Source organism: Streptomyces sparsogenes (assembly GCF_001704635.1).
GTDB lineage: Bacteria > Actinomycetota > Actinomycetes > Streptomycetales > Streptomycetaceae > Streptomyces > Streptomyces sparsogenes.
Genome location: NZ_MAXF01000095.1, coordinates 17,298 through 40,891 on the forward strand (window position 1 = coordinate 17,298; position 23,594 = coordinate 40,891).

The 23,594-nt window shown below is 73.8% G+C and carries 24 protein-coding genes and 1 pseudogene; 16 read left to right on the plus strand and 9 right to left on the minus strand.

Features of this window, described 5'->3' with window-relative positions; translation table 11 throughout:
- Positions 1-124: 124 nt before the first annotated feature.
- Positions 125-1,039, minus strand: a complete 915-nt coding sequence (locus BBH68_RS19190; protein ID WP_170066576.1) for a VldE C-terminal domain-containing protein — start codon at positions 1,037-1,039, stop codon at positions 125-127.
- A 130-nt stretch (positions 1,040-1,169) separates the two neighbouring features.
- Here BBH68_RS19190 and dapE point away from each other — a divergent pair, with 130 nt between their 5' ends.
- Both dapE and BBH68_RS19200 read left to right on the plus strand, forming a co-directional pair.
- A complete protein-coding gene (gene dapE / locus BBH68_RS19195) occupies positions 1,170-2,240 on the plus strand; it encodes a succinyl-diaminopimelate desuccinylase (RefSeq protein ID WP_065964110.1) in 1,071 nt (356 codons plus the stop codon).
- A 96-nt stretch (positions 2,241-2,336) separates the two neighbouring features.
- On the plus strand, positions 2,337-3,086 hold the full coding sequence (locus tag BBH68_RS19200) for an LOG family protein (protein WP_065964113.1): 750 nt from the start codon (positions 2,337-2,339) through the stop codon (positions 3,084-3,086).
- Positions 3,087-3,163: 77 nt separating this feature from the next.
- Here the strand turns inward: BBH68_RS19200 and folP are convergent, their stop codons facing one another.
- A complete protein-coding gene (folP, locus tag BBH68_RS19205) occupies positions 3,164-4,024 on the minus strand; it encodes a dihydropteroate synthase (RefSeq protein ID WP_065964114.1) in 861 nt (286 codons plus the stop codon).
- A 132-nt stretch (positions 4,025-4,156) separates the two neighbouring features.
- On the opposite strand from folP, the pseudogene BBH68_RS19210 reads away from it, so the two are divergent.
- Both BBH68_RS19210 and BBH68_RS19215 read left to right on the plus strand, forming a co-directional pair.
- Positions 4,157-4,478: pseudogene (locus BBH68_RS19210) on the plus strand (DivIVA domain-containing protein); the annotation flags it as partial.
- Positions 4,479-4,689: 211 nt separating this feature from the next.
- Positions 4,690-5,304: a DNA-3-methyladenine glycosylase I gene (locus BBH68_RS19215; RefSeq protein WP_065964115.1), complete on the plus strand. Its 615-nt coding sequence runs from the start codon at positions 4,690-4,692 to the stop codon at positions 5,302-5,304.
- Here BBH68_RS19215 and chcB read toward each other — a convergent pair.
- Positions 5,291-6,094, minus strand: coding sequence for a 2-cyclohexenylcarbonyl CoA isomerase (gene chcB / locus BBH68_RS19220; RefSeq protein WP_065964116.1), 804 nt, complete (start codon positions 6,092-6,094; stop codon positions 5,291-5,293). The two genes, BBH68_RS19215 and chcB, sit on opposite strands and share 14 nt — an antisense overlap.
- 432 nt (positions 6,095-6,526) lie before the next feature.
- Between chcB and BBH68_RS19225 the strand changes: the two genes are divergently transcribed.
- Complete coding sequence (locus BBH68_RS19225) at positions 6,527-6,694, plus strand: DUF3117 domain-containing protein (RefSeq protein WP_003966491.1); 168 nt, start codon at positions 6,527-6,529, stop codon at positions 6,692-6,694.
- 102 nt (positions 6,695-6,796) lie between these two features.
- Here BBH68_RS19225 and BBH68_RS19230 read toward each other — a convergent pair whose 3' ends face one another.
- The gene (locus tag BBH68_RS19230) at positions 6,797-7,462 is read right to left on the minus strand and encodes an O-methyltransferase (RefSeq protein ID WP_076970778.1); all 666 of its coding nucleotides are present in this window, start codon (positions 7,460-7,462) and stop codon (positions 6,797-6,799) included.
- Positions 7,463-7,592: 130 nt separating this feature from the next.
- Here BBH68_RS19230 and sigE point away from each other — a divergent pair, with 130 nt between their 5' ends.
- The 5 genes from sigE to BBH68_RS19255 all read left to right on the plus strand — a co-directional run bounded on the left by sigE (position 7,593) and on the right by BBH68_RS19255 (position 12,976).
- Positions 7,593-8,375, plus strand: a complete 783-nt coding sequence (gene sigE / locus BBH68_RS19235; protein WP_076970779.1) for an RNA polymerase sigma factor SigE — start codon at positions 7,593-7,595, stop codon at positions 8,373-8,375.
- The gene (locus BBH68_RS19240; RefSeq protein ID WP_065964119.1) at positions 8,372-9,283 is read left to right on the plus strand and encodes an anti-sigma factor family protein; all 912 of its coding nucleotides are present in this window, start codon (positions 8,372-8,374) and stop codon (positions 9,281-9,283) included. Before sigE ends, BBH68_RS19240 begins: the two co-directional genes overlap by 4 nt.
- 887 nt (positions 9,284-10,170) lie before the next feature.
- Positions 10,171-11,556, plus strand: a complete 1,386-nt coding sequence (locus tag BBH68_RS39575; protein WP_245738122.1) for a S1C family serine protease — start codon at positions 10,171-10,173, stop codon at positions 11,554-11,556.
- A 129-nt stretch (positions 11,557-11,685) separates the two neighbouring features.
- Positions 11,686-12,168 (plus strand): sec-independent translocase, encoded by a 483-nt coding sequence (locus BBH68_RS19250; RefSeq protein ID WP_065964123.1) that lies wholly within the window; start codon positions 11,686-11,688, stop codon positions 12,166-12,168.
- Between the two features lie 118 nt (positions 12,169-12,286).
- Positions 12,287-12,976 carry a hypothetical protein gene (locus BBH68_RS19255; protein WP_245738124.1) on the plus strand — a complete coding sequence of 230 codons (690 nt, stop codon included), beginning with the start codon at positions 12,287-12,289 and terminating at the stop codon, positions 12,974-12,976.
- 107 nt (positions 12,977-13,083) lie between these two features.
- On the opposite strand, the gene BBH68_RS19260 is transcribed toward BBH68_RS19255, so the two are convergent.
- Genes BBH68_RS19260 through BBH68_RS19270 form a run of 3 tightly spaced genes read right to left on the minus strand, consistent with a single transcriptional unit; the run spans position 13,084 to position 16,112 of the window.
- A complete protein-coding gene (locus BBH68_RS19260; RefSeq protein WP_065964126.1) occupies positions 13,084-14,238 on the minus strand; it encodes an Mrp/NBP35 family ATP-binding protein in 1,155 nt (384 codons plus the stop codon).
- Positions 14,239-14,281: 43 nt separating this feature from the next.
- Entirely contained in the window at positions 14,282-14,800 is a 519-nt protein-coding gene (locus BBH68_RS19265; RefSeq protein ID WP_065964129.1) for a DUF1003 domain-containing protein, read from the minus strand.
- Complete coding sequence (locus BBH68_RS19270) at positions 14,790-16,112, minus strand: magnesium transporter MgtE N-terminal domain-containing protein (RefSeq protein WP_065964130.1); 1,323 nt, start codon at positions 16,110-16,112, stop codon at positions 14,790-14,792. Before BBH68_RS19270 ends, BBH68_RS19265 begins: the two co-directional genes overlap by 11 nt.
- A gap of 198 nt (positions 16,113-16,310) precedes the next feature.
- Between BBH68_RS19270 and BBH68_RS19275 the strand changes: the two genes are divergently transcribed.
- On the plus strand, positions 16,311-17,087 hold the full coding sequence (locus tag BBH68_RS19275) for a hypothetical protein (protein ID WP_174589053.1): 777 nt from the start codon (positions 16,311-16,313) through the stop codon (positions 17,085-17,087).
- A 24-nt stretch (positions 17,088-17,111) separates the two neighbouring features.
- Here the strand turns inward: BBH68_RS19275 and BBH68_RS19280 are convergent, their stop codons facing one another.
- Positions 17,112-17,651 (minus strand): hypothetical protein, encoded by a 540-nt coding sequence (locus BBH68_RS19280; protein ID WP_065964132.1) that lies wholly within the window; start codon positions 17,649-17,651, stop codon positions 17,112-17,114.
- Positions 17,652-17,775: 124 nt separating this feature from the next.
- Here BBH68_RS19280 and BBH68_RS19285 point away from each other — a divergent pair, with 124 nt between their 5' ends.
- A complete protein-coding gene (locus BBH68_RS19285) occupies positions 17,776-18,798 on the plus strand; it encodes a DMT family transporter (protein ID WP_065964134.1) in 1,023 nt (340 codons plus the stop codon).
- A gap of 42 nt (positions 18,799-18,840) precedes the next feature.
- Here the strand turns inward: BBH68_RS19285 and BBH68_RS19290 are convergent, their stop codons facing one another.
- Positions 18,841-19,941 carry a magnesium and cobalt transport protein CorA gene (locus tag BBH68_RS19290; RefSeq protein WP_065964138.1) on the minus strand — a complete coding sequence of 367 codons (1,101 nt, stop codon included), beginning with the start codon at positions 19,939-19,941 and terminating at the stop codon, positions 18,841-18,843.
- Positions 19,942-20,404: 463 nt separating this feature from the next.
- On the opposite strand from BBH68_RS19290, the gene BBH68_RS19295 reads away from it, so the two are divergent.
- The 4 genes from BBH68_RS19295 (at position 20,405) to BBH68_RS19310 (ending at position 23,507) form a co-directional block, all read left to right on the plus strand.
- Complete coding sequence (locus BBH68_RS19295; RefSeq protein ID WP_065964139.1) at positions 20,405-21,007, plus strand: suppressor of fused domain protein; 603 nt, start codon at positions 20,405-20,407, stop codon at positions 21,005-21,007.
- Between the two features lie 82 nt (positions 21,008-21,089).
- Positions 21,090-21,728, plus strand: coding sequence for a DUF6758 family protein (locus BBH68_RS19300; RefSeq protein ID WP_065964140.1), 639 nt, complete (start codon positions 21,090-21,092; stop codon positions 21,726-21,728).
- A gap of 161 nt (positions 21,729-21,889) precedes the next feature.
- On the plus strand, positions 21,890-22,801 hold the full coding sequence (locus BBH68_RS19305) for a PHP domain-containing protein (protein WP_065964142.1): 912 nt from the start codon (positions 21,890-21,892) through the stop codon (positions 22,799-22,801).
- 100 nt (positions 22,802-22,901) lie between these two features.
- The gene (locus BBH68_RS19310; RefSeq protein ID WP_065964144.1) at positions 22,902-23,507 is read left to right on the plus strand and encodes a MarC family protein; all 606 of its coding nucleotides are present in this window, start codon (positions 22,902-22,904) and stop codon (positions 23,505-23,507) included.
- The last annotated feature ends 87 nt before the right edge of the window (positions 23,508-23,594 follow it).

A 23,594-nucleotide genomic window follows, 5' to 3' on the forward strand; every position in this document is an offset into this window, starting at 1 on the left:
GGTTGCGGTGCGCCAAGGTAAAGAATTGGCAATGCGTCGCATAATCCGTTTCGGATATGGGTGGCCGTCCGGGAATGCCGCCGCAGCCGCCCCGACCCCCCGTCACCAGCGGTGACGCGCCCCGCTATCGGGCGGTGACGATCCGCACTTCCGCCCCGGAACCCGTGTCGGTGGTACGCCAACCACCGTCCGAATTCCCGGCGTTCCACACATGGTCGCCGTAAGAAACGCGTTCGATGCGCAACTCGTCCGAGTGGGCCACCGCCCAGGAGGCCAATTCCCAGCCGCGCCGCTCCCCGCCGTCCCGGGCCGTGGCCGCCCCGGCCTGGACGCGCACCACATGCGGGGCCGCCGTCCGCCCGCCGCCCTGCCCGGCCGGCCGGATCGCCGCCGCCACCTCCGCGCCGAACTGCCGCTTCAACTCCGCCCGGACCCGCGCCGGTTCGCCCGCGACTCCGTCGTCCACCGGGCCGGGGCAGGAGAAGGCGGCCTCCGAACGCCCCGTCAGCGCCGCGGTCAGCACCACGGCCTCGGTCTCGTGCTTCGCGTACGCCTGCGGGAAGCCGCTGTACTGCACCCGCTGGGCGGCCACCGTGAGCGGGAGCCGCGAGTAACCGGGGACCCGCACCAGACGGTCGTAGAACCTGCCCGTGGCGTAGACCGGGTCCTGGATCTGCCGCGCGGTCCCCCAGCCCTGCGAGGGCCGCTGCTGGAAGAGCCCCAGCGAATCCCGGTCGCCGTGGCGGACGTTGCGCAGCCCGGACTCCTGCAGCGCGGTGGCGAGCGCGATCGTGACGGCCCGCTCGGGCAGCCCCCGGGAGGCGGCCACCGCCTCGATCGTGGCCGCGTTGACCGCCTGTTCGGGATCCAGCGACACGTCCTCGCCGTCCACCCGGGCCGTACAGCGCGGCGGCCCCCAGCCGCCGGTCTCGACGAGCAGCGCCGCATAGCCGACCAAGGCCAGCAGAACGGCGAACGCGATCGTGGTACGCCCCCTGCGGGCGCGGCTGGCAAGGACGGACAGGGGCACGGCCCACACGTTACTTCAGCGCCACCCGGCCCCGGGGCGGCATGTGCCAAGCGGCACATCACCCTCCGGACGGCCGCCGCGGCCACCGCGCCCGGCCCGGACGGCGCCGCGCCCGGACTCCTCGTCTAGGGTCGGCTCCATGGCACACCCCGCACTCGATCTGTCCCTGGACGCCGCCCGGCTCACCGCCCGGCTCGTCGACTTCCCCTCGGTCAGCGGCGACGAGAAGGCGCTCGCCGACGCCGTCGAGCAGGCCCTGCGCGCCCTGCCGCACCTGACCGTCGACCGCGACGGGGACGCCGTCGTGGCCCGGACGAACCTGGGACGGGCCGAGCGGGTGGTGCTCGCCGGACACATCGACACCGTACCGATCGCCGACAACGTGCCCTCGCGGCTCGACGAGCACGGCGTGCTGTGGGGCTGCGGCACCTCCGACATGAAGTCCGGCGTGGCCGTCCAGCTGCGCATCGCCCGGACCGTGCCCGCCCCGAACCGCGATCTGACCTTCGTCTTCTACGACCACGAAGAGGTGGCCGCCGAGCTCAACGGGCTGGGGCGGCTGGCCGGCCGGCACCCCGAGTGGCTGGCCGGCGACTTCGCCGTCCTGCTGGAGCCCACCGACGGCAAGGTCGAGGGCGGCTGCCAGGGCACCCTGCGGGTGCGGGTCACCGCCACCGGCCGGCGCGCCCACTCCGCGCGCAGCTGGCTCGGCGAGAACGCCATCCACAAGGCCGCGCCCATCCTGGACCGGCTGGCCGGCTACCTGCCGCGCCGCGTGGAGATCGACGGGCTCACCTACCGCGAGGGCCTCAACGCGGTGCGCGTCGAGGGCGGCCACGCGGGCAACGTGATCCCGGACCTGTGTGTGGTGACCGTGAACTACCGGTTCGCCCCCGACCGCTCCGAGGCGCAGGCGCTGGAGCATGTGCGCGAGGTGTTCGCCGGTTTCGAGGTCGAGGTCACCGACAGCGCGCCCGGCGCCCTGCCCGGCCTGACACGCCCGGCCGCCGCGGCCTTCGTCGAGGCGGTCGGCGTGGAGGTGGCCCCCAAGGACGCCTGGACGGACGTCGCCCGCTTCTCGGGCCTCGGCGTGCCCGCGATCAACTACGGCCCCGGCGATCCGAAGCTCGCCCACACCCGGGAGGAGCACGTCGCCACCGCGGCCGTGCTGGAGGCCGAGGAGCGGCTGCGGGCGTGGCTGACGCGCTGAACACCCTTTTTCTTGGCTCCGCCCGCCGCCGGGGGGCCTAGGCTGAACGACAGGTCTGCGGCTGATCCGAGGCAGATCTTGGCGAAGGGAGCACACATGGGCAAAGCCGACGACGAGCGAGCGCCGCAGGAGCAGCGCCAGGGCCCGGTCGTGCGCCGACGTCACCAGGTACGGGCCGGCACGACCGACCAGCGGCTGCTGGACACCCAGGGCGCGACGCACTGGGTGCACGAGGACCCGTTCCGGGTGCTGCGCATCCAGTCCGAGTTCGTCGAGGGGTTCGGCACGCTCGCCGAGCTGGGCCGGGCGGTCAGCGTCTTCGGGTCCGCCCGCACGCCGGAGGGATCCCCCGAGTACGAGGCGGGGGTGCGGATCGGGCGGGCCCTCGCGGAGGCGGGGTTCGCGGTGATCACCGGCGGCGGCCCGGGCGCGATGGAGGCGGCGAACCGGGGCGCGTGCGAGGCGGGCGGGGTCTCCGTCGGCCTCGGCATCGAGCTGCCGTACGAGCAGGGGCTCAACCCGTACGTCGACATCGGCGTGAACTTCCGCTACTTCTTCGTCCGCAAGACGATGTTCGTGAAGTACGCGCAGGGCTTCGTGGTGCTGCCCGGCGGGGTCGGCACCCTGGACGAGTTCTTCGAGGCGCTCACCCTCGTCCAGACGAAGAAGGTGACCCGCTTCCCGATCGTCCTCTACGGCAGCGCCTACTGGCAGGGGCTGGTGGGCTGGCTGAAGGACACGCTCGTCGCGCAGGGCAAGGCGAGCCCGGTGGACCTGGAGCTGTTCCGCCTCACGGACGACGTGGACGAGGTCGTCGAGCTGATGACCAAGGAGTCCGGCGGCTGACCGACCGCCGGACCAGCCGCCCCCGCCCGGCGCCGTCGGGCCCCGTCCGGCGCCGCCGGCCCAGCCGCCCGGAGCCGTCAGGCCAGTCCGCGCCGGGCGACCGCCGGGGGCCGGTGGCCGGCGATGGCCGAGACCATGTCCAGCACCTGGCGGGTCTCGGCCACCTCATGCACCCGGTAGACCCGCGCGCCGAGCCAGGCCGAGACCGCGGTCGTCGCCAGGGTGCCCAGCAGCCGCTCCTTGACCGGGCGGTCGAGCGTCTCGCCGACGAAGTCCTTGTTGGACAGCGAGACCAGCACGGGCCAGCCGGTCTCCGCCAGCTCGCCCAGCCGCCGGGTCGCCTCCAGCGAGTGCCGGGTGTTCTTGCCGAAGTCGTGGCCCGGGTCGATCAGGATCGACTCGCGCTCCACGCCCAGCTCGAGGGCGCGCCGCGCCAGCCCGAGCGTGACCCGCAGGATGTCGGCCACCACGTCGTCGTACGCGACCCGGTGCGGCCGGGTGCGCGGCTCGGCGCCGCCCGCGTGGGTGCACACCAGGCCGACGCCGTGCCGGGCCGCGACCTCGGCCAGCTTCGGGTCCACCCCGCCCCACGCGTCATTGAGCAGATCCGCGCCCGCCTCGCAGACCGCCTCCCCGACCTCATGGCGCCAGGTGTCCACACTGATCACCACGTCGGGGTGGCGCCGGCGCACCTCGGCGACGAAGCCGACCGTGCGGCGCGCCTCCTCGGCGGCGCTCACCTCTTCCCCGGGACCGGCCTTCACCCCGCCGATGTCGATGATGGCCGCGCCCTCCGCCACCGCCTGCTCGACCCGGGCCAGGGCCGGCTCGTCGCGGAAGGTGGCCCCCTGGTCATAGAAGGAGTCCGGCGTCCGGTTCACGATCGCCATGATCACCTGTTCGTTCTCGCCGAACTCACGCCGTCCGAGCCGCAGCATTCCGTACTTCCTCTCGCTTCGTCTTCAGAGGGCTTCAGCGACGATAACTGTCGGTGGGGCATGGCACGATCGAGGCAGACTGATAGGACGTACGGGTAGGACGTACGCGCGCACCCCGGGGAGACGGTCGTCGTGTTTTGGTTCTTGCTGATCGCGCTGGTCGTGGTGGTCGGCGCGGTCACGCTCGCGGTCGTCGGGGGCGGTGACGGCGGCGCGCTGGCCGAGGCGCCCCCCGACCGGCTCGACGACGCGCTGCCCGCCGACCGGCCGCTGGGCCGGGCCGATGTGGAGGCCCTGCGGCTTCCGATGACCGTGCGGGGGTACCGCATGGCCGATGTGGACGATGTGCTGGGCCGGCTCGGCGCCGAGCTGGCCGAGCGCGACGCCCGGATCGCCGAGCTGGAGACGGCCCTGGCCGGGGCGCGGGCGTCGGCGCACGGCGGGGCCGGCCCGCTGGAGCGGCCCGGCGGCTTCCCGCCGGGGGACACCGCCGCGCCGGGTCTGCCGCCCCACGACACCGCCCCGCCCGGCCTGCCGCGCGACCTGCCGCCGCCCGGGCCGCCCGCCCATGACCTGCCGACCCACGATCTGTCCCCGCACGACCCGCCCCCGCACCATCCGCCTCTGCCCGGCACCCCGCCGCGCCGACCCGACGGGGAGGGGGCGTGAGCGCCGGGGGAGCGGTTCCGGGTCCGGACGGGCTGGCGCGCTGCCCGTGGGGCCTCGAGGCCGAGACCATGGCCGACTACCGCGTCTACCACGACACCGAGTGGGGCCGCCCGGTCCACGGCGACGACGCCCTGTTCGAGCGGATCTCCCTGGAGGCGTTCCAGTCCGGCCTGTCCTGGCTGACGATCCTGCGCCGCCGCGAGGGCTTCCGCGCCGCCTTTGCCGACTTCAAGATCGCGGCGGTCGCGGAGTTCACGGCGGCGGACGAGCAGCGGCTGCTCGGCGACTCCCGCATCATCCGCAACCGGGCCAAGATCTCCGCCGTGGTGGCCAACGCGCGGGCGGCCGCCGAGCTGGCGGCGGGCGAGCTGGACGAGCTGATCTGGTCGCACGCCCCGGACCCGGCCGCCCGCCCGGCGCCGCGGACCTTCGCCGACGTCCCCGCGATCACCCCGGAGTCGACGGCGCTGGCCCGCGACCTCAAGAAGCGAGGCTTCCGTTTCGTGGGCCCGACCACGGCGTACGCCCTGATGCAGGCCTGCGGCCTGGTCGACGACCACCTGGCCGACTGCCACGCCCGGGGCTCGGGGGCGGCACTCAGCGGCCGGTGAAGCGGGGCTTCTCCTTCTTGACGAAGGCGTCCACCGCGGCGAGGTGGTCCTCCGAGGCGCCCGCGCGCCGCTGCAGCTCGTCCTCCTTGGACAGCGCCTCGGTCAGGCTGTGCCCGGCCGCGTAGGCGAGGGATTCCTTGATCGCCGCATAGGCCCCGGTGGGGCCCTCCGCCAGCCGCCGGGCCACCGCCGCCGCCTCGGCGGCCAGCTCCGCGGCCGGGACGACCTTGTTCGCGATGCCCAGCTCGTAGGCCTCCTGGGCGCCCACAGAGCGCGGGAAGAGGAGCAGGTCGGCGGCGCGGCCGTGGCCGACCAGGCGCTGCAGGGTCCAGGAGATGCCGGAGTCGGCGGTGAGGGCGACCCCGGCGAAGGAGGTGTTGAAGGAGGCCGTGTCGGCGACGACGCGGTAGTCGGCGGCGAGGGCGAAGCCCGCGCCCGCGCCCGCCGCGACCCCGTTGACCGCGGCGACGACCGGCTTCGGCATCCCCGCGATGGTGGTCACGATCGGGTTGTAGTGCAGCGCGACGGTGCTCATCGTCGAGCCCTCGCCCTGGCCCGCCCGTTCGGCCGCCAGCAGTCCGATGTGCTCCTTGAGGTCCTGGCCCACACAGAAGGCGCGGCCGCTGCCGGTGAGCAGCACGGCCCGCACGGCCGGGTCCCCGGCGGCCTGCCGCAGGGTGTCGCGCAGCGCGACCTTGGCGTCGATGTTGAGCGAGTTCATGGCGTCGGGACGATTCAGGGTGATCGTCGCGAGTCCGTCGGTCAGCTCGTAGAGCACGGTGTCGGCCATGGTGGGTCCTCCGGTGCGGCTGGGTCGCGGCTCGGTGCGCCGCACCGGCGGCCCGGTCGGGGCCCGGCGCGGCGGTCAGCGCACAGCATGCCGGAGATCGGCGCGGGGCGACACGCGACCGTGCCCGAGATGTGACCGCGGCCGACATGCGACCGTGTTCGGCGTATGACTGTGCCCGACCTGTGACCTGCGTCAAACAACCGGCCCCTTCCGGGCCGCCGCGGGGAGGCACCTCGGGCGTCGGCGCCGTACGGTATCGCGACCCCTCCCCGAATTGGGCGGTTTTGGGTGAGCGCGTTGCGCAGGGGTTGCCGACCGATGTTGGTCATCGGGTCGTGCCATGCGGGATAATGACAGGGAAGCAACGTGTTCGATGCCGGTGACACCTGGGTTGTCGGCTGCGATGAGCTGGTTTCAGGAAGGGGAACGAGCATGGCGGCCATGAAGCCGCGGACGGGCGACGGCCCGCTCGAGGTGACCAAGGAGGGGCGGGGCATCGTCATGCGCGTTCCGCTCGAAGGCGGCGGTCGGCTCGTCGTCGAGCTGACCCCGGACGAGGCCGACGCGCTCGGCGATGCCCTGAAGAAGGTCGTCGGCTGAAGCCATCGGTCCCACCACCACCCGTGTGCCGCCCCGGCGGCCGGTATGTCCATACCGGCCGCCGGGGCGGTGCTTTTACGCCCGCCGCCGCCCGCGCCGCCCTCACCTGCGCTTGACCGCGCAGAGCAGCCCGTCGCCCACCGGCAGCAGCGACGACTGGAGCACGGTGGACTCCCGCACGGTGCGCAGCAGCTCGCGCAGGCGCAGCACCTCGGCCGGCTGCACCGCGGAGTCCACGGTCCGCCCGTTCGCGAAGACGCCCTCGAAGCACACCAGCCCGCCAGGCCGCAGCAGGCGCAACGATTCACCGAGGTAGTCGAGGCACTCGGAGCGGTCGCCGTCGCAGAACACCAGGTCGTAGCCGCCGTCGGCGAGCCGGGGGAGGACGTCGAGCGCCCGGCCGGGGATGAAGCGCGCCCGGTTCCCGGTGAAGCCCGCGGCGCGGAACGCCTGCCGGGCCAGCTGCTGCATCTCCGGTTCGGAGTCCACGGTGGTCAGCACGCCGTCGGGCCGCATGCCGTGCAGCAGGTGGATGCCCGAGACGCCGGTCCCGGTGCCGATCTCGGCGACGGCCTTGGCGTCCGCGGCGGCGGCGAGCAGGCGCAGCGCCGCGCCCGTGCCGGACGACACCGAGCGCATCCCCGCCTCCCGGGCCCGCTCACGGGCCCAGCGCAGGGCTGCGTCCTCGGCTACGTACGCGTCGGCGAACGCCCAGCTCGTCTGCCGGTTGCCGGTAATGGCCCTCTCCTGTCCCCGTAGTTGACGCAAGCGTGACTGTAGCCGCTGCGCCCGGGAACCCGCAGATGGGACCGGGCGTTGGAAGAGGAAGGGGGAGCTTGTGGACCACGAACAAATGCAGGTCAAAAATGCTTATCCGGAGCTAACGGGCGAGGTGGATATGGTAGGGGCTCTACTGGACACCACCAGAGCCGACAGGGGAGGTGCGGCTGCGGCCGGTGACCGGGGAGTGCTGAGGCGCTTTCGCAGGTCAGCGGGCGAGCCGAAATCCGTGACCGACATTGCTGACCGTCCTCGTTCCGCCGATTCCGCTACGACCGCGACCTTCGCCACCGCTGCGGACGCCCCGGCGTGGACGCCTCCTACCTGGGAGGAGATCGTCAGCACGCACAGTGCACGGGTCTACCGCCTCGCGTACCGCCTCACCGGGAACCAGCACGACGCCGAGGACCTCACCCAGGAGGTCTTCGTCCGCGTCTTCCGCTCGCTGTCCACGTACAGCCCCGGCACCTTCGAGGGGTGGCTGCACCGCATCACCACCAACCTCTTCCTCGACATGGTCCGCCGCCGGCAGCGCATCCGCTTCGACGCGCTCGGTGAGGACGCGGCCGAGCGGCTCCCCAGCCGTGAGCCCTCTCCCCAGCAGCATTTCAACGACACCCACTTCGACGCCGATGTGCAGCAGGCCCTCGACACCCTCGCGCCGGAGTTCCGCGCCGCCGTGGTGCTCTGCGACATCGAGGGGCTGTCGTACGAGGAGATCGCCGCCACCCTCGGTGTGAAGCTCGGCACGGTGCGCAGCCGGATCCACCGCGGCCGCTCGCACCTGCGCAAGGCCCTGAAGCACCGCTCGCCCGAGGCCCGGGCCGAGCAGCGCACGGTGACCGCGGTGCCCCGCCGCGTCGCCGCGCCCAGGCTGAGCGGGGAGGTCGGAATCGCGTGACCCGGTCAGGCGGTCAGTCCCCCGCCGAGCAGCATCTCGGCGACCGCCTTGCAGCTCTGGTCGATGGCGAGCTGGGGCACGACGCGCGCGAGCGCGTACTCGCGCACCTCGCGACGTGCTGCAAGTGCAAGGCGGAGGCCGACGCTCAGCGGCGGCTGAAGAACGTGTTCGCGCAGACGGCGCCCCCCGCTCCCTCGGAGGGCTTCCTGGCGCGGCTCCAGGGCCTGCCGGGCCTGTCGTCGGCCGACGGGCCCGACGGCGACGGCGCCGGGAGCGACGGCTCGCCGTTCGGCGGCTCCGGCGTCTTCGGCGCCCGGGACACCCCGGGCGTGCGCGGTGCGCACGAGCCGCGGGAGCAGCCCTTCGCGTATCTGCCGACGGCCGGGCCGGCCGGCCCGGCCGCCGCGCGTGTCGCCGCCTCGCGTGAGCGCGGCTTCCGCATCCATGAGGTCGGGCGCTCCGCCCCGCGCCGACGGTTCGCCTTCGCGGCGGCGGGGGCGGTGTCCCTGGCCGCGTTCGCGCTCGGCGGAGCGCTTCCGCTGGACGCGGCGGTCGAGTCGCCCGGCAGCCAGGCGGAGGGCTCGGACAGCGCGGTGAGCCCGGTCGGTGCGAGCACCAAGGTGGAGGACGCCGTAGGGGTGTGGGAGCGCACCCGCCGCGACCTGGGCCTGATGGACGCGGCGGCCTCCCAGGGCACGCCGTCGCCGAGCTTCACAGGATCCCAGACCCTCAGTGAGTTCTCCGGCAGCGTCCCGGATCCGCTGATCCAGCCGATCCTGGCGGCCACCCGGCTGCTGCGCGCCGCGACGTCCACGCCCCCGGCCCCCGCGCCGACCGAGATGGTGGGCCCCTCCCAGTCGGCGTCCCGGACCCCGCCGTACCACGGGGTGGCCGCCCCGCCGGAGTAGGCCCCGCCCCGGCGCGGCTCCCCGGCATACGTCTGGCGAGCCTGTGGGGAGGAAGCGAGCCGCGCTGTGGTGGCGGACCTGATTGAATCGCTTCCGGGCGGCGCCACCCGGTGGCGGTGGGGGCCGTCCCGAGGCGGCGCAGTCCGCGTCGTGTCGCGGGATACCTGGGGAGATCATGGACGAGGGAAAGGCCACCGGGCCCAAGCCGAAGTGGTGGAACCGCCCGGTCACACGACCCGTCGGCCGGTCGTCATCCGAGGCCGAGCCGAAGCCCGCGGAAGACGCCACGGCAGGGGACTCCGTGGCGCCGGGCGCGGCTGACGGCACGTCGGTTCCGTCAGCTCCATCGGTTCCGTCGGCGGGGGCCCGAAGCCCCGCCGACAACGCTGTCGGTGACGCTGTCTCCGGAGGCGACCGTGACGGTGCGTCGGACCGGCCGGCGGAGCCCGCCGAACGCACCGGGGCACAAGCCGACGCGGCAGCGGCAGACGCGGCAAGCGAGTCCGGCACCGCAGCGGCAGACGCGGACGCGGTGGGCAGTCGGCAAGCGGCGGACAGTCAGCACGCGGCCGGGAACCGGCCCGAGGCGGGCCGGTCGGGCGCCGAGAGCGCGCCGGGCGCCGAGAGCACGCCGGGCCCCGAGAGCGCGCCGGGCGCGCAGGCCGCCGTCCATCCGCTGCACGAACCCGATCCGTACAGCACCCCGCCCTACGGCGGCCCCGGCCCCTGGGCCCCGGCCCCTCCCGTGCAGCGGCCGATGCCGACCCCGGCCCACGGCACCCACCTTCCACCCGGCCTCCCCCCGGCCGCGACGCCCGCCCACGGCACCCACCTTCCGCCCGCCGCCGCGCCCCAGGCCGTGCCGCCGCCCGGGATGACCCCGGCCCATGGCACCCAGCTCCCGCCGGGCGCGCCGACGGACCCGGGCGCCGCCACCGCCCAGCTCCCGCAGCAGCCCGGCCAGCCCCTGCAGTCCCAACCCCAGCCGGGCCAAGCCCAACCCGGCCAGCCCCTGCAGCCCCAACCCGGCGGGCCCCAACCCGCCCCAACCCGGCGGGCCCCAACCCGGCGGGCCCCTGCCGGCCCAGCCGGGCCAGGCCGCGCAGTGGCAGCACTACGACCCGTGGACCTCGGCCCCGTCGCCGGACGCGCCGCGGAAGGCCCCCCGGCGCCGCGGTCTGGCCGGGGCCGTGCTGATCGCGCTGATCGCGGGCTGCCTCGGCGGCGGCATCGGCGCGTATCTGGAGCACGAGAGGGCCGGCGAGGGCAGCGCGATCCACCTGCCGCAGGCGCCCGCCGAGGACGAGCCACGAGACCCGGACAGCGTCGCGGGCATCGCCGCCAGCGCCCTGCCGGGCGTGGTGACCATCCATGTCAGCGGCGGCACCGAGCAGGCCACCGGCACCGGCTTCGTGCTCGACAAGCAGGGCCACATCCTCACCAACAACCATGTCGTGGAGCCCGCCGGGGCCGGCGGCGACATATCGGTGACGTTCAGCGGCGGCGAGGTGGCGGACGCGAAGGTCGTCGGCCGGGACAGCGGCTACGATCTGGCGGTCATCAAGGTCGAGGGCGTCTCCGGGCTGCACCCGCTGCCCCTCGGCAACTCCGACTCGGTGCGCGTCGGCGACCCCGTCGTGGCCATCGGCGCCCCGTACGACCTGGCGGGCACCGTGACCTCCGGGATCATCAGCGCCAAGGAGCGCCCCATCACCGCGGGCGGCGAGCAGGGCGACGGCAGCGACATCAGCTATGTCGACGCGCTGCAGACCGACGCCCCGATCAACCCGGGCAACTCCGGCGGCCCGCTGGTGGATTCCAAGGGGCGGGTGATCGGCATCAACAGCGCCATCCGGGCGGCCGACGACGGCTCGGGGGTCGACGGCGGCCAGGGCGGCAGCATCGGCCTGGGCTTCGCGATCCCGATCAACCAGGGCAAGCGGGTCGCCGAGGAGCTGATCAACACCGGCAAGGCCACCCACCCTGTGATCGGCGTCACGCTCGACATGGAGTACACGGGGGACGGCGCGCGGGTGCACACCCGGGGCGCCGGCGGCCCGCCGGTCAACCCGGGCGGCCCGGGTGACAAGGCCGGGATCGAGGCCGGCGATGTGATCACCGAGGTGGACGGCGTCCGGGTGCACAGCGGCCAGGAGTTGATCGTCAAGATCCGCAGCCACCGGCCCGGCGACCGGCTCCGGCTGACGCTGCACCGGGACGGCGGGGAGCGGACCGTGGAGCTGACGCTCGGTTCGGCCGGGGGCGGCGGCTGAGACCGTCCGGCGGCGGGGACCGCGGACGACGCCCGATGTTGGTCCGGGCGTCTCCCGCCCCGCCCCTACGGGCAGGTACCGTGTTCTGTGGCCTGGACCGTGGCCTCAGACGTCTCTAGGAGCTGCAAGGTGTTCTTCGACATAGGACCCCTCGAGCTGATCGCGCTCGTCATCCTTGCGGTGCTCGTCTTCGGTCCCGAGAAGCTCCCGAAGGTCATCCAGGATGTGTCGCGGTTCATACGGAAGGTCAGGGAGTTCTCCGACAACGCCAAGGAGGACATCCGCTCCGAGCTGGGCCCGGAGTTCAAGGACTTCGAGTTCGAGGACCTGAATCCGAAGAACTTCGTCCGCAAGCACGTGCTGGACTCGGACGACCTGGGCCTCAAGGAGATCCGCAACGGCTTCGACCTCCGCAAGGAGATGGCCGAGGTCGCGGACGCGGTGAACGGCCGGGAGAGTGACTCCGCGCAGGGCTCTTCAGGTTCTTCCCCGGGCTCGCGGTCCGGTGGCGGCTCCGGGTCCGGCGGCGGCTCCAGCACCCCTGACCTGCTGCGCAAGCGTGAGGAGCCGGGGCGGGAGGACCGTCCGCCCTTCGACTCCGACGCCACTTGATCCCCCCCGTATGCCCGGGCTGGTTGACCCGTATGGCTATCCTCCCTTTGTCCGGGGTGAGGTCGCCTGAGGGGGGCGGGCCGCCCACGACGCAGGGCAACGAGGAGGCTCCGCGCAGATGGAGACGACGAGTCGGCTGGGGACGGAAGGGGCCGCCGGTGGATCGGGCGCGCCCGGCGGCGACGCCGGGGCGGCCGCGCACGGCATCCCCGCCGACGCTCGGCGGAAGGTCGACGGCTATCTGCTGGCCGCCTTCCCGTGGTACGGCCTTGACGAGGCGTTCACGGGGCGGCGCTGGCTGATGCAGGTGGGCGCGGCCGCGGACGGGACGGTCGAGCACGGCTCCACCGGCCACGGCGACGAGCCGTCGCTGCGCGCGGAGACCGAACCGGACCAGCAGCGCTTCGCGGTCGTGGTGACCGTGGCCAGCCGCCCGGTGCGGGACAGCGCGGACGGCACCGGCGTGCTGGAGGCCACCTCGGTCTCCTCCGCAGCCTGGCTGGCCGGGTCCGGCCTGCTGTCGTCCACCTGGCCGACGCGCATGGAGCGGGCGCTGCGCCAGGACTGGCTGGACCAGCAGACGGCGATCGCCTGGGAGCTGGCGGACGACCTCGACGGCCCGAGCTGGTCGCAGCTCTCCCTGCCGGTGGACGGGGTGCCGACCGACTTCCACTACCGCGAGTCGGAGTACGGCTGGGTGCTGGCCGGATCCGCCCGCGAGGGCGTGCACATCGGCGCGTACGGGCGCGGGATGAGCGCGTACGGGCTGGGCTTCGCGGTGGTCAAGGACATCACCGCGTACGAGTAGGCAGAACCGCGTACGGCCGGGACGCGGGGAAAGAGTCGGGGGCGGCCCCCTGGGGAGGCCGCCCGTCGCCCACCGCCCTCACCGGGCGCGGTCGGGCCCTCAGGCCGTCAGAACTTGTTGCGCGGCGTGATCCCCAGCGACATGCCCGCCAGCCCGCGCTGCCGCCCGCCGAGCTTGCCCGCGATGGCCCGCAGCGCGCTGCCCGCCGGGGAGTCGGGGTCGCTCAGCACGACCGGCTTGCCCTCGTCGCCGCCCTCGCGCAGCCGCACGTCGATGGGGATGGCCCCGAGCACCGGCACGGTGGCCCCGGTGGCCCGGGTCAGCCCGTCGGCGACCGTCTGGCCGCCGCCCGTGCCGAAGACGTCCACCATCTCGTCGCAGTGCGGGCAGGGCAGCCCGGACATGTTCTCGACCACGCCGACGATCTTCTGGTGGGTCTGGACCGCGATCGACCCCGCCCGCTCGGCGACCTCGGCGGCGGCCTGCTGCGGCGTGGTGACGACCAGGATCTCGGCGTTGGGCACCAGCTGGGCCACGGAGATCGCGATGTCCCCGGTGCCCGGCGGCAGGTCGAGCAGCAGCACGTCCAGGTCGCCCCAGTAGACATCGGCCAGGAACTGCTGGAGCGCGCGGTGCAGCATCGGCCCGCGCCACACCACCGGCGTGTTGCCCGGCGTGAACATGCCGATGGAGATGACCTTCACGCCGTGGGCGGACGGCGGCATGATCATGTTCTCGACCTGGGTGGGGCTGCCGTCGGCGCCCAGCATGCGGGGGACCGAGTGGCCGTAGATGTCGGCGTCGACCACGCCGACCTTCAGGCCGTCGGCGGCCATCGCCGCGGCCAGGTTGACCGTCACCGACGACTTGCCGACGCCGCCCTTGCCGGACGCCACCGCGTAGACCCGGGTCAGCGAGCCGGGCTTGGCGAAGGGCACCTCGCGCTCGGCCTGGCCGCCGCGCAGCGAGGCGGCCAGCTCGCGCCGCTGCTCGTCGCTCATCACATCCAGCTCGACGGTGACGCCGGTCACCCCGGCGACCTGGGCCACCGCCTCCCGCACCCGGGCGGTGATCGTCTCGCGCATGGGGCAGCCGGAGACCGTCAGATAGACCGCCACCGCGACCGTACCGTCCGCCGCGATCTCGACGGATTTCACCATGCCGAGGTCCGTGATCGGCTTGTGGATCTCCGGGTCGTTGACCGTCGCGAGCGCGGCGCGCACCGCGTCCTCGGTCGGTGTGGGGGCAGTGTCGGTAGCCATAGGGAGATGGTACGGCGCGCGGGGTACTCAGCGGTAAGGCGCGTCAGCGGTCCCGTTCCTCCTGGGGGGCGGGGGACGGGGCGGCCCGCCCCCTCTCCCGCTCCATCTCCCTGACCAGGTCCTGGAACTCCGAGCGGATCCAGTCACGGGTGGCCACCTCGCCCATGCCCATCCGCAGCGCCGCGATCTCCCGGGCCAGGAACTCGGTGTCGGCGATGGACCGCTCGTCCCGGGCGCGGTCCTGCTCGAGGGTGACGCGGTCCCGGTCGGCCTGCCGGTACTGGGAGAGGAGGATCAGCGGGGCCGAGTAGGAGGCCTGGAGCGAGAGCATCAACGTCAGGAAGATGAACGGGTAGGAGTCGAACCGCAGCCGCTCCGGGGCCAGGATGTTCCAGCCGAGCCACACGGCGACGAAGACCGTCATCCAGGCGATGAAGCGCCCGGTGCCCAGGAAGCGGGCGATGTGCTCCGACGCCTTGCCGAACGCCTCCGGGTCCCACCGCGGCAGTCGCACGCGGCGGCGCTCCCGGGGCCGGTCGAGCCGGGTTCCGTCACCGGACATCGGGCGCCTCCGGCCGGCCGGCGGGGACCTGGGGCGCGCGGCCGGCGACCGGCGGCAGCGCCATGCCGTACAGCTCCCGCTCCCGCCAGTCCGGCGGCAGCAGGTGGTCCAGCACGTCGTCCACGGTCACCGCGCCGAGCAGCGAGCCGCCCTCGTCCACCACCGGCGCCGTGACCAGGTTGTAGGTGGCCAGATAGCTGGTCACCCCGGGCAGCGGGGCCTCGGGCGGCAGCGGCCGCAGATCGGTGTCGACGACCGAGCCGACGAGCGTGTACGGCGGCTCGCGCAGCAGCCGCTGGAAGTGGACCAGGCCCAGGTAGCGGCCGGTCGGCGTCTCGTCGGGCGGCCGGCAGACGTACACCTGCGCGGCCAGCGCCGGGGTCAGGTCCTGGTCGCGCACCCGCGCGAGGGCGTCCGCGACCGTCGCGTCGGGGCGCAGCACGATCGGGTCGGGCGTCATCAGCCCGCCCGCCGAGCCCTCCTCGTACGACATCAGGCGCCGCATGTCCGCCGCGTCCCGGGGGCGCATCAGGGCCAGCAGCCGCTCCTTGTCCTCCTCGGGGAGCTCGGAGAGCAGGTCGGCCGCGTCGTCGGGGTCCATCGCCTCCAGCACGTCGGCGGCGCGCTCCTCCTGGAGCTTGCCGAGGATCTCGACCTGGTCGTCGTCCGGCAGCTCCTCCAGGACGTCGGCGAGCCGCTCGTCGTCCAGCGCCGCGGCCACCTCGCCGCGCCGCTTCTCCGAGAGGTGGTGCAGCACGTTGGCGAGGTCCGCGGGGCGCAGCTGCTCGAAGGTGGCCAGCAGGCTCTCCGCGCCCTGCCCGTGCTCCTCCAGGGAGAAGCCGGTGACCGCGGACCAGTCGACGGTCAGCGTCTCCCCGCGCCGCCGCAGCGCGCGGGACCTGCCGCGGCGTACGAAGACCTTGTTGATCTCCCACTCGCGGCGCGCGGGCAGCTGTCCCATGGCCACGTCGAGGACGGTGACCTCCTCGCCGGTCTCCACCAGCCGTACGGTCCGGTCCAGCAGCTCGCCGAGGACCAGCGTCTCGGTCGGGCGCTGCGCGAAGCGCCGCATGTTGACCACGCCGGTGGTGATGACCTGCCCGGACTCCACGCCCGTCACCCGGGTCATGGGCAGGAAGATCCGGCGGCGGGTGACCACCTCGACGACGAGCCCCAGGACGCGCGGCGGCCGGCCGCCCAGGCGCAGCATGGCCACCAGGTCGCGGACCCGGCCCACCTGGTCGCCGTTCGGGTCGAAGACGGGAACACCCGCGAGGTGTGAGACGAACACCCTGGGGGCGCCTGCGGGCATGTCATGCGCCTCCCTGTGCCAAGAGTCCTTCTGTGCCGGCCTGCCGCCGTATGCGGCTTTTGATGCTTGATGCCGGGTTCAGGCTAGCGCGCCCGGCCCCGCCGTGCCGCCGGACCAGTGGTCCTCCGGGACTGTGCCGACACCTCCGGACGGCACCGGTACGCTGCCCCTGCACCGGCTTCAGGAGGCAGAGCAGACGTGCGCACCCGGAACACGGCTCTCGTGGCGGCGATGTGCGCGGGGTTGGCCGCGGCGCTCGCCGGATGTGGCGGCGACGGCGGCGGCGGCGAGGACCCCGACGCGGGCACCAACGGCGTGGGCAAGCTCCCCGCCACCAAGATCGAGAGCAGAGCCAGGAAGGCCGCCGGCGCGGCCGAGGCGGTACGCCTGTCCGGCCAGCTCGTCACCAAGGGGCGCACCTACAAGGTCGACATGCGGCTCAAGGCGGACGGCGGCACCGGCCAGGTCTCCACCGAGGGCAGCACCTTCGAGCTGCTGCGCGTCGGCAAGGACCTCTACCTCAAGGCCGACGCGGGCTTCTGGACGCACAAGACCGGCGGCCACGCGGGGAGCGGCGCCGGGCAGAACAGCGCCGGGCAGAACGGCGCCGGCGTGGGCGACAAGCTCGACGACAAGTACGTCAAGGTGCCGGTCCGCGACCCCTCGTACAAACGGCTCAGCGGACTGACCGACAAGACCCTGCTGCTCGACGGGCTCCTCGGCCTGCACGGCGGGATCTCCACCGGCGACCGTGGCACGGTCGGCGGCGTACGCACCATCCGGATCCGCGGCGGCCAGGGGAGCGGTGGGACGCTCGACGTCTCCCTGGAGGGGAAGCCGTACCCGCTGCGGCTCCAGCGCGCGGGCGGCGCGGGCGTCATCCGGCTCGCCGACTGGGACAAGGACTTCCCCCTGACCGCCCCCGCGAAGGACGAGGTGGTCGACTACGGGCAGCAGATCCCCAGCGGTACGTAGGGGGAGGGGGCTGCCCTCGGCGGCTCAGCCGCTCCGGCGGGGGCGGCCGCGGCGGGCGAGGAGTTTGGGCAGGCCGGCGGGCATGGGGCGGCGGGTGAGGGCGGGGCTCGGCCGAGGGGGCGCGGCGAGGGAGCCGGACGGCGGCTCCTCCAGCGGGCCGGGGGCCGGCTCGAGGCGCAGCACCCGGCACTCCCGGGCCCAGCGCTCGGCGATCCGCTCGGCGTCCGGCGCGTTCAGCCGCTTGCCCTTGAGCTCCTCCACGGCGGCCGTCCACGCATCGCCGCCGGGCGGGAGCTCGGCCACCCGGGCGGGCCAGGTGACGAGCCGGCCGCCCTTGTCCTTGCTGCGTACGGTGACGGTGGCCGCGCCGCCGTCCACCAGCCCGAGCCCGTTCAGCGGCTGCTCCCCGGGGCCGTCCCCGACCAGGCAGACCGCGCCCTCGTGCCACACGTGCCACAGCGCGCGGTCGGCGGCCGGGGCGGGGCCCGCGCCCCGGACCCAGATGAGGGCGGACTTCTTGGTCGCCTCCTCGACGAGCGCGCGGTCCATGGGGGTCTGCGTCATGCGGACACCCTATGACCACGGCGACAGGACGGTCGCGGGACCGCCGCCGACCGCCTGACGGACAGCCGTTCCACCACGTGGGCGCGCGGTTCCCCGGGCGGCCCGTGCCCCCTACGCTGATGCGGTGTCCAGTGCCAGCTCCAGCCGCCGCGGAAGCTCCCCCGGAGTCGCTCCGGCCGGTCAGGCCGGGCCCGTCACCCCTGCCCCGAAGCCCACTCCGAGGTCCGAGCGGAGTCCTGGGCGGGGTCCCGAGCGGAAGCCGCCCGCCGGGCACCCCGGCGGCCCCCTCGACGTCGCGCTGCTGGCGCTCGCCGTCGCCTCGGTCTCGTTCTCCGCGCCCCTGATCGCGGCGACGGCCGCCCCGGCGCTCGCGGTCGCGTTCTGGCGCAACGCCATGGCCGTCGGCGCCCTCACCCCCCTGGCGCTGCTGCGCCACCGCCGGGAGCTGCGCGGGATGGGGCGCCGCGGGGTGCTGTTGTCCGCCGGGGCCGGGGTGCTGCTCGCGCTGCACTTCGGGGCGTGGCTGCCCAGCCTGCACATGACCTCCGTCGCCTCGTCGACCGCGCTCGCCACCACCACCCCCATCTGGACCGCGCTGCTGCTGCGGCTGCGCGGGCAGCGCCCGCCCGCCCTGGCCTGGGCCGGCATGGCGGTCGCCGTCCTCGGCGTGGTCATGCTGACCGGCGTCGACCTGGCGCTCTCCCCCCGCGCGCTCGCGGGCGACGCGCTCGCGCTGGTCGGCGGCATCGCGGCGGCGGGGTACGTGGTGCTCGGCGCCGAGGTGCGGCGGACGGCGTCCACGACGGCGTACACCTACGTCTGCTACGGCACCACCAGCGTGCTCCTGCTGCTCACCTGCCTGGCCAGTGGCACGGCCCTGGGCGGCTACAGCGGCGCCACGTGGCTGAAGCTGGCCGCGCTGACGGTCACCGCCCAGCTCCTCGGCCACTCGATGATCAACCGCGTGGTCAAGGGGCTGGGGCCGTCCGTCACCTCGACCGCGCTGCTGCTGGAGACGCCGGGCGCGGCCCTGATCGCCGCGCTCTGGCTGGGTCAGACGCCGCAGGCGATCGCCTACCCGGCGCTCGCGGTGATCCTCGTCGGGCTGGCGCTGGTGGTCCTGGCGGACCGCAGACGGCCCGGCTGAGGGCGCCCGGTGGCCCACCGGGGGCCCACCGGGCCCGGGGGGTCAGAGCCAGCCGTTGCGCTTGAAGCCGCGGTGGATCACGAAGCAGATCCCGACCGTGACCAGCAGCACCGCCGGGTAGCCGAACTTCCAGCGCAGCTCCGGCATGTAGTCGAAGTTCATGCCGTAGATCCCGGCGATCATCGTGGGCACGGCGAAGATCGCCGCCCAGGAAGTGATCTTGCGCATGTCCTCGTTCTGGGCGACGGTGGCCTGCGCCAGGTTCGCCTGGAGGATCGAGTTGAGCAGGTCGTCGAAGGCCAGCACCTGCTCGTTGACCCGGGCCAGGTGGTCCGCGACGTCCCGGAAGTACTTCTGGATGTCCGGGTCCACCACCCGCATCGGCCGCTCGCTCAGCAGCTGCATCGGCCGCAGCAGCGGCGAGACGGCCCGCTTGAACTCCAGCACCTCGCGCTTGAGCTGGTAGATCCGCCCCGCGTCACCGCCCCGCCGGGAGCTGGCCGCCGAGAAGACGTCGATCTCGACCTCGTCGATGTCGTCCTGGAGGGCGTCGGCGACCGCCAGATAGCCGTCCACGACCTGGTCGGCGATCGCGTGCAGCACCGCCGAGGGACCCGTGGCGAGCAGCTCGGGGTCCTGCTGGAGGCGGTGGCGCAGCGCGCGCAGCGAGCCCTGGCCGCCGTGCCGGACGGTCACGATGAAGTTCCGGCCGGTGAAGCACATCACCTCGCCGGTCTCCACCACCTCGCTGGTCGCGGTGAGTTCGGCGTGGTCCACGTAGTGGATCGTCTTGAAGACGGTGAACAGCGAGTCGTCGTACCGCTCCAGCTTCGGCCGCTGGTGCGCCTGCACCGCGTCCTCCACGGCCAGCGGGTGGAGCCCGAACTCCTGTGCGATGCCCGAGAACTCGCGCTCCGTCGGCTCGTGCAGCCCGATCCAGGCGAAGCCGCCCTCCGCGCGCACCCGCTTCATGGCCTCGGCCGGGCTCAGGTGGTCGCTGACCCGCCGTCCCTCGCGGTAGACGGCGCAGTCGATCACCGCCGTGGAGACGGACGGGTCGCGGGTGGTGTCGTAGTTGCTGGTGGTGCGGGTGCGGCGCAGGGCGGGGCGGACGGCTGCGCGCAGGTCACGGATCATCGACATGACGGGCTCCTTCACGGGCCGGCCGTCAGCGGCGGGCGCGCGGCGCAGCGCGGCCCGGAAGGTGGACGTACGGGTTCGACGGCCCTACGTCCGCAAAGCGGGCGGCACTCCGTGCGCTGGCGCTGACGGGAGTTCGCGGGGAAACGCTGGACAAAAGGTTCTGAAGCGTTGCGAAGGCGCTCTACCGTCAAGTGCCCCGGATGCGAGAAGACTTCACGTGTTTCACCGCGAGGCGGTGGGGTACGGAAGGTTTCAGATCACGAACAGCCGCATACCAAGGGGAAGAGGACGGGAGAACTGGCGGTACTGCACGGTCGACTAGGATCCACTGCAGCCCCACCTCCTCCGGTCGGTCCCCCTTGAGGGATGACGTGTAACTCCTCGGGCAGGGGCCAAGGCTATCAGCCGGTTGACGCGACAAGACGTCGCTTTGCCTGTTCGATACGCGATCTATGCTCGCCGCATGTCAGACGTTCTTCAGCTGGTCGAGACCCGGCTGCGCACGGCGCTGGGCGAGCCGGACGCCCGCGCGGCCGTCACCTTCGTGGGCACGGACCGCATCGAGGTGCTGCGCTTCCTCGACGGCGACGTGGTCCGCTACGCCACGCCCGGCATGTCCGACCGGCCGATGACCGACCCGACCGCCGTCCTCGCCGACCCGCTGCGCGGCCCGCGCGCCGAGCTGGTGCTGACGGTGCGGATCGGCGGCGCCGGCCCCGAGCTGCCCGTGCTGGACGAGGTGCTCCGCCCGCTCGCGGTACTGGCCGCCTCCCCCCAGGTCGAGGGCGTGGTGGTGACGCCGGGCGCGTCGCTGGACCTGGGCGGGCCGCTGTGGTCGGGGGCGCCCTTCACCTCCGTCCTGGTGGCCGAACCGGGCGGACTGGTCGAGGACTTGGAGCTCGACCCGCCCAGGGACCCGGTCCGGTTTCTGCCGCTGCTGCCCATGACCGGCAACGAGGCGGCGTGGAAGCGGGTGCACGGGGCGGGGGCGCTCCAGGACCGCTGGCTCCGGCACGGCACGGATCTGCGGGACCCCACCCGCTCGGGCGTACCGCTGGCGAACTGAAGGGTTCCCGCGCGGCCCGCGTCGCATCCGGACGGGTGATCGTCCTTGACGCGGGGGCGCGCGGGTAGGACCGTGGGGCCCTATGAGGGGCGAACCCAGTTGCCCGAAGTGCGGTGGCCGGGTGCGGGCGCCCGGTCTCTTCGCCGACTCCTGGCAGTGCGCGGTGCACGGTACGGTGCACCCTCTCCAGCCGGTCGTCCCGCCGAGCGTCGAGGCGCTCGTGGTGGTGACCAACCGCGCCCGGGTGCCCGTGTGGATGCCATGGCCGCTGCCGGTCGGCTGGCTGTTCACCGGCGTCGCGTGCGCGGGCGACGATCGCAGCGGCGGCCGGGCCACCGCCGTGGCCTGCTCCGGCCCCGGCCCGCTGGGCGGCCCCGGCGAGCTGCTGCTGGTCGCGGAGGAGCTGGGGGTGGGGCTCGGCGCGCGGTACGCCGGGATCCGCGGCCCCGACCCCGGTCCGGGCATGCGGGTCGACCGGGCCCCGCAGGTCAAGGTGTTGGCCGCCGGGCGGCCCACCCCGCTGTGGCTGGTCGAGGGCACCCCGGAGGACCGGGCGGTGTTCGCGGGCGAGGCGTGCGGGCTGTGGCTGTGGGCGATCGTATGGCCCGAGCAGACCGGTCTGATGATGTACGACGAGATGGTGCTCACCGATCTGCGGGACGCGGGGGCCGAGGTGGACCTGGTGCCCTGCGGGGCGCTGTCGCCCCGCATCCTGGGCTGACGGCTCCTGGGCTGACCGTTCCTGGGCCGGCGGCTCCTGGGCTGACCGCATCCTGGGCCGGCGGCTCCTGGGCCGGCGACCCGGCGCGCGAGGGCAAATCCGGCGGGCGGTTATCCTGAAGCGTCCCCTCCGTCCCACCGCCGCAGCTTGGAGTCCGTGTCGTGCGCATCGATCTGCACACCCACTCCACTGCGTCCGACGGCACGGACACCCCCGCCGAGCTGGTGCGCAACGCCGCCGCGGCCGGGCTGGACGTCGTCGCGCTCACCGACCACGACACCGTCGGCGGCTACGCGGAAGCGAAGCGGGCGCTGCCCGCGGGGCTGACCCTGGTCACCGGCGCCGAGCTGTCGTGCCGGCTGACGGCGGCCTCGGAGCCCGGGGCTTTCGAGGATGCCGCGGCTTCCGGGGGCGACTCGGCGGGTGTGAGCCTGCACATGCTGGCGTATCTCTTCGACCCGGCCGAGCCGGAGCTGGCCCGCGAGCGCGAGCTCGTACGCGACGACCGGGTGCCGCGCGCCCGGGCCATGGTCGACAAGCTGCGCGAGCTGGGCGTGCCGATCACCTGGGAGCAGGTGGCGCGGATCGCCGGCGACGGGGCCGTGGGGCGGCCGCACGTGGCCACCGCGATGGTCGAGCTGGGCGTCGTCGACAGCGTCTCGGACGCCTTCACACCGCAGTGGCTGGCCAACGGCGGCCGGGCCTACGTCGAGAAGCACGAGCTCGACCCCTTCGAGGCGATCCGGCTGGTCAAGGCGGCCGGCGGGGTGACCGTCTTCGCGCATCCGCTGGCCCTCAAGCGCGGGCAGTGCGTGCCCGAGAGCGCCATCGCGGAGCTGGCCGCCGCGGGGCTCGACGGCATCGAGGTGGACCACATGGACCACGACGAGGCCACCCGCGCGCGGCTGCGCGGGCTCGCCGCGGAGCTGAGTCTGCTCACCACCGGCTCCAGCGACTACCACGGCAGTCGTAAGACCTGTCGGCTCGGTGAGTACACGACGGATCCCGAGGTCTACGGAGAGATCGTCCGCCGGGCGACCGGGGCCTTCCCGGTGCCGGGCACGGGGGGCTGAGCGGGCGCCGCCCGTCCGCGCGATGCCGGCCTCCTGGCGCCGACCCCACCCCCTTCTCTTTCCACGATCTCCGCTCTCTCTTGCGCAAGGCCCCATCACCGTGTTCGACCTCGCCGTCTTCGGCTCGCTCTTTCTCACCCTGTTCGTGATCATGGACCCGCCGGGCATCACCCCGATATTCCTGGCGCTCACCTCCGGCCGGCCCGTCAAGGTCCAGCGCCGGATGGCCGGCCAGGCGGCCCTCGTCGCCTTCGGGGTCATCGCCGTCTTCGGGGTCTGCGGCCAGCAGATCCTCGACTATCTGCATGTCTCGGTCCCCGCGCTGATGATCTCGGGCGGGCTGCTGCTCCTGCTGATCGCGCTCGACCTGCTGACCGGCAAGAACGACGAGCCCACCCAGACCAAGGACGTGAACGTCGCCCTCGTGCCGCTCGGCATGCCGCTGCTGGCCGGGCCCGGGGCCATCGTCTCGGTGATCCTGGCCGTGCAGCACGCGGACGGGCTCGGCGGTCAGGTCTCGGTGTGGACCGCGATCGCGGCCATGCATGTGGTGCTCTGGCTGACCATGCGCTACTCGCTGCTGATCATCCGGCTGATCAAGGACGGAGGGGTGGTGCTGGTCACCCGGCTGGCCGGGATGATGCTCTCCGCCCTGGCCGTGCAGCAGATCATCAACGGGGTCACCCAGGTGATCAACGGCGGCTGAGCGGGGCGCCCGGACGCACGTGCGCCCCCGTGCGATGAGGCACGGGGGCGCGGCGTGTGAGCTGACTACGGCGTGTGGATCAGCGAC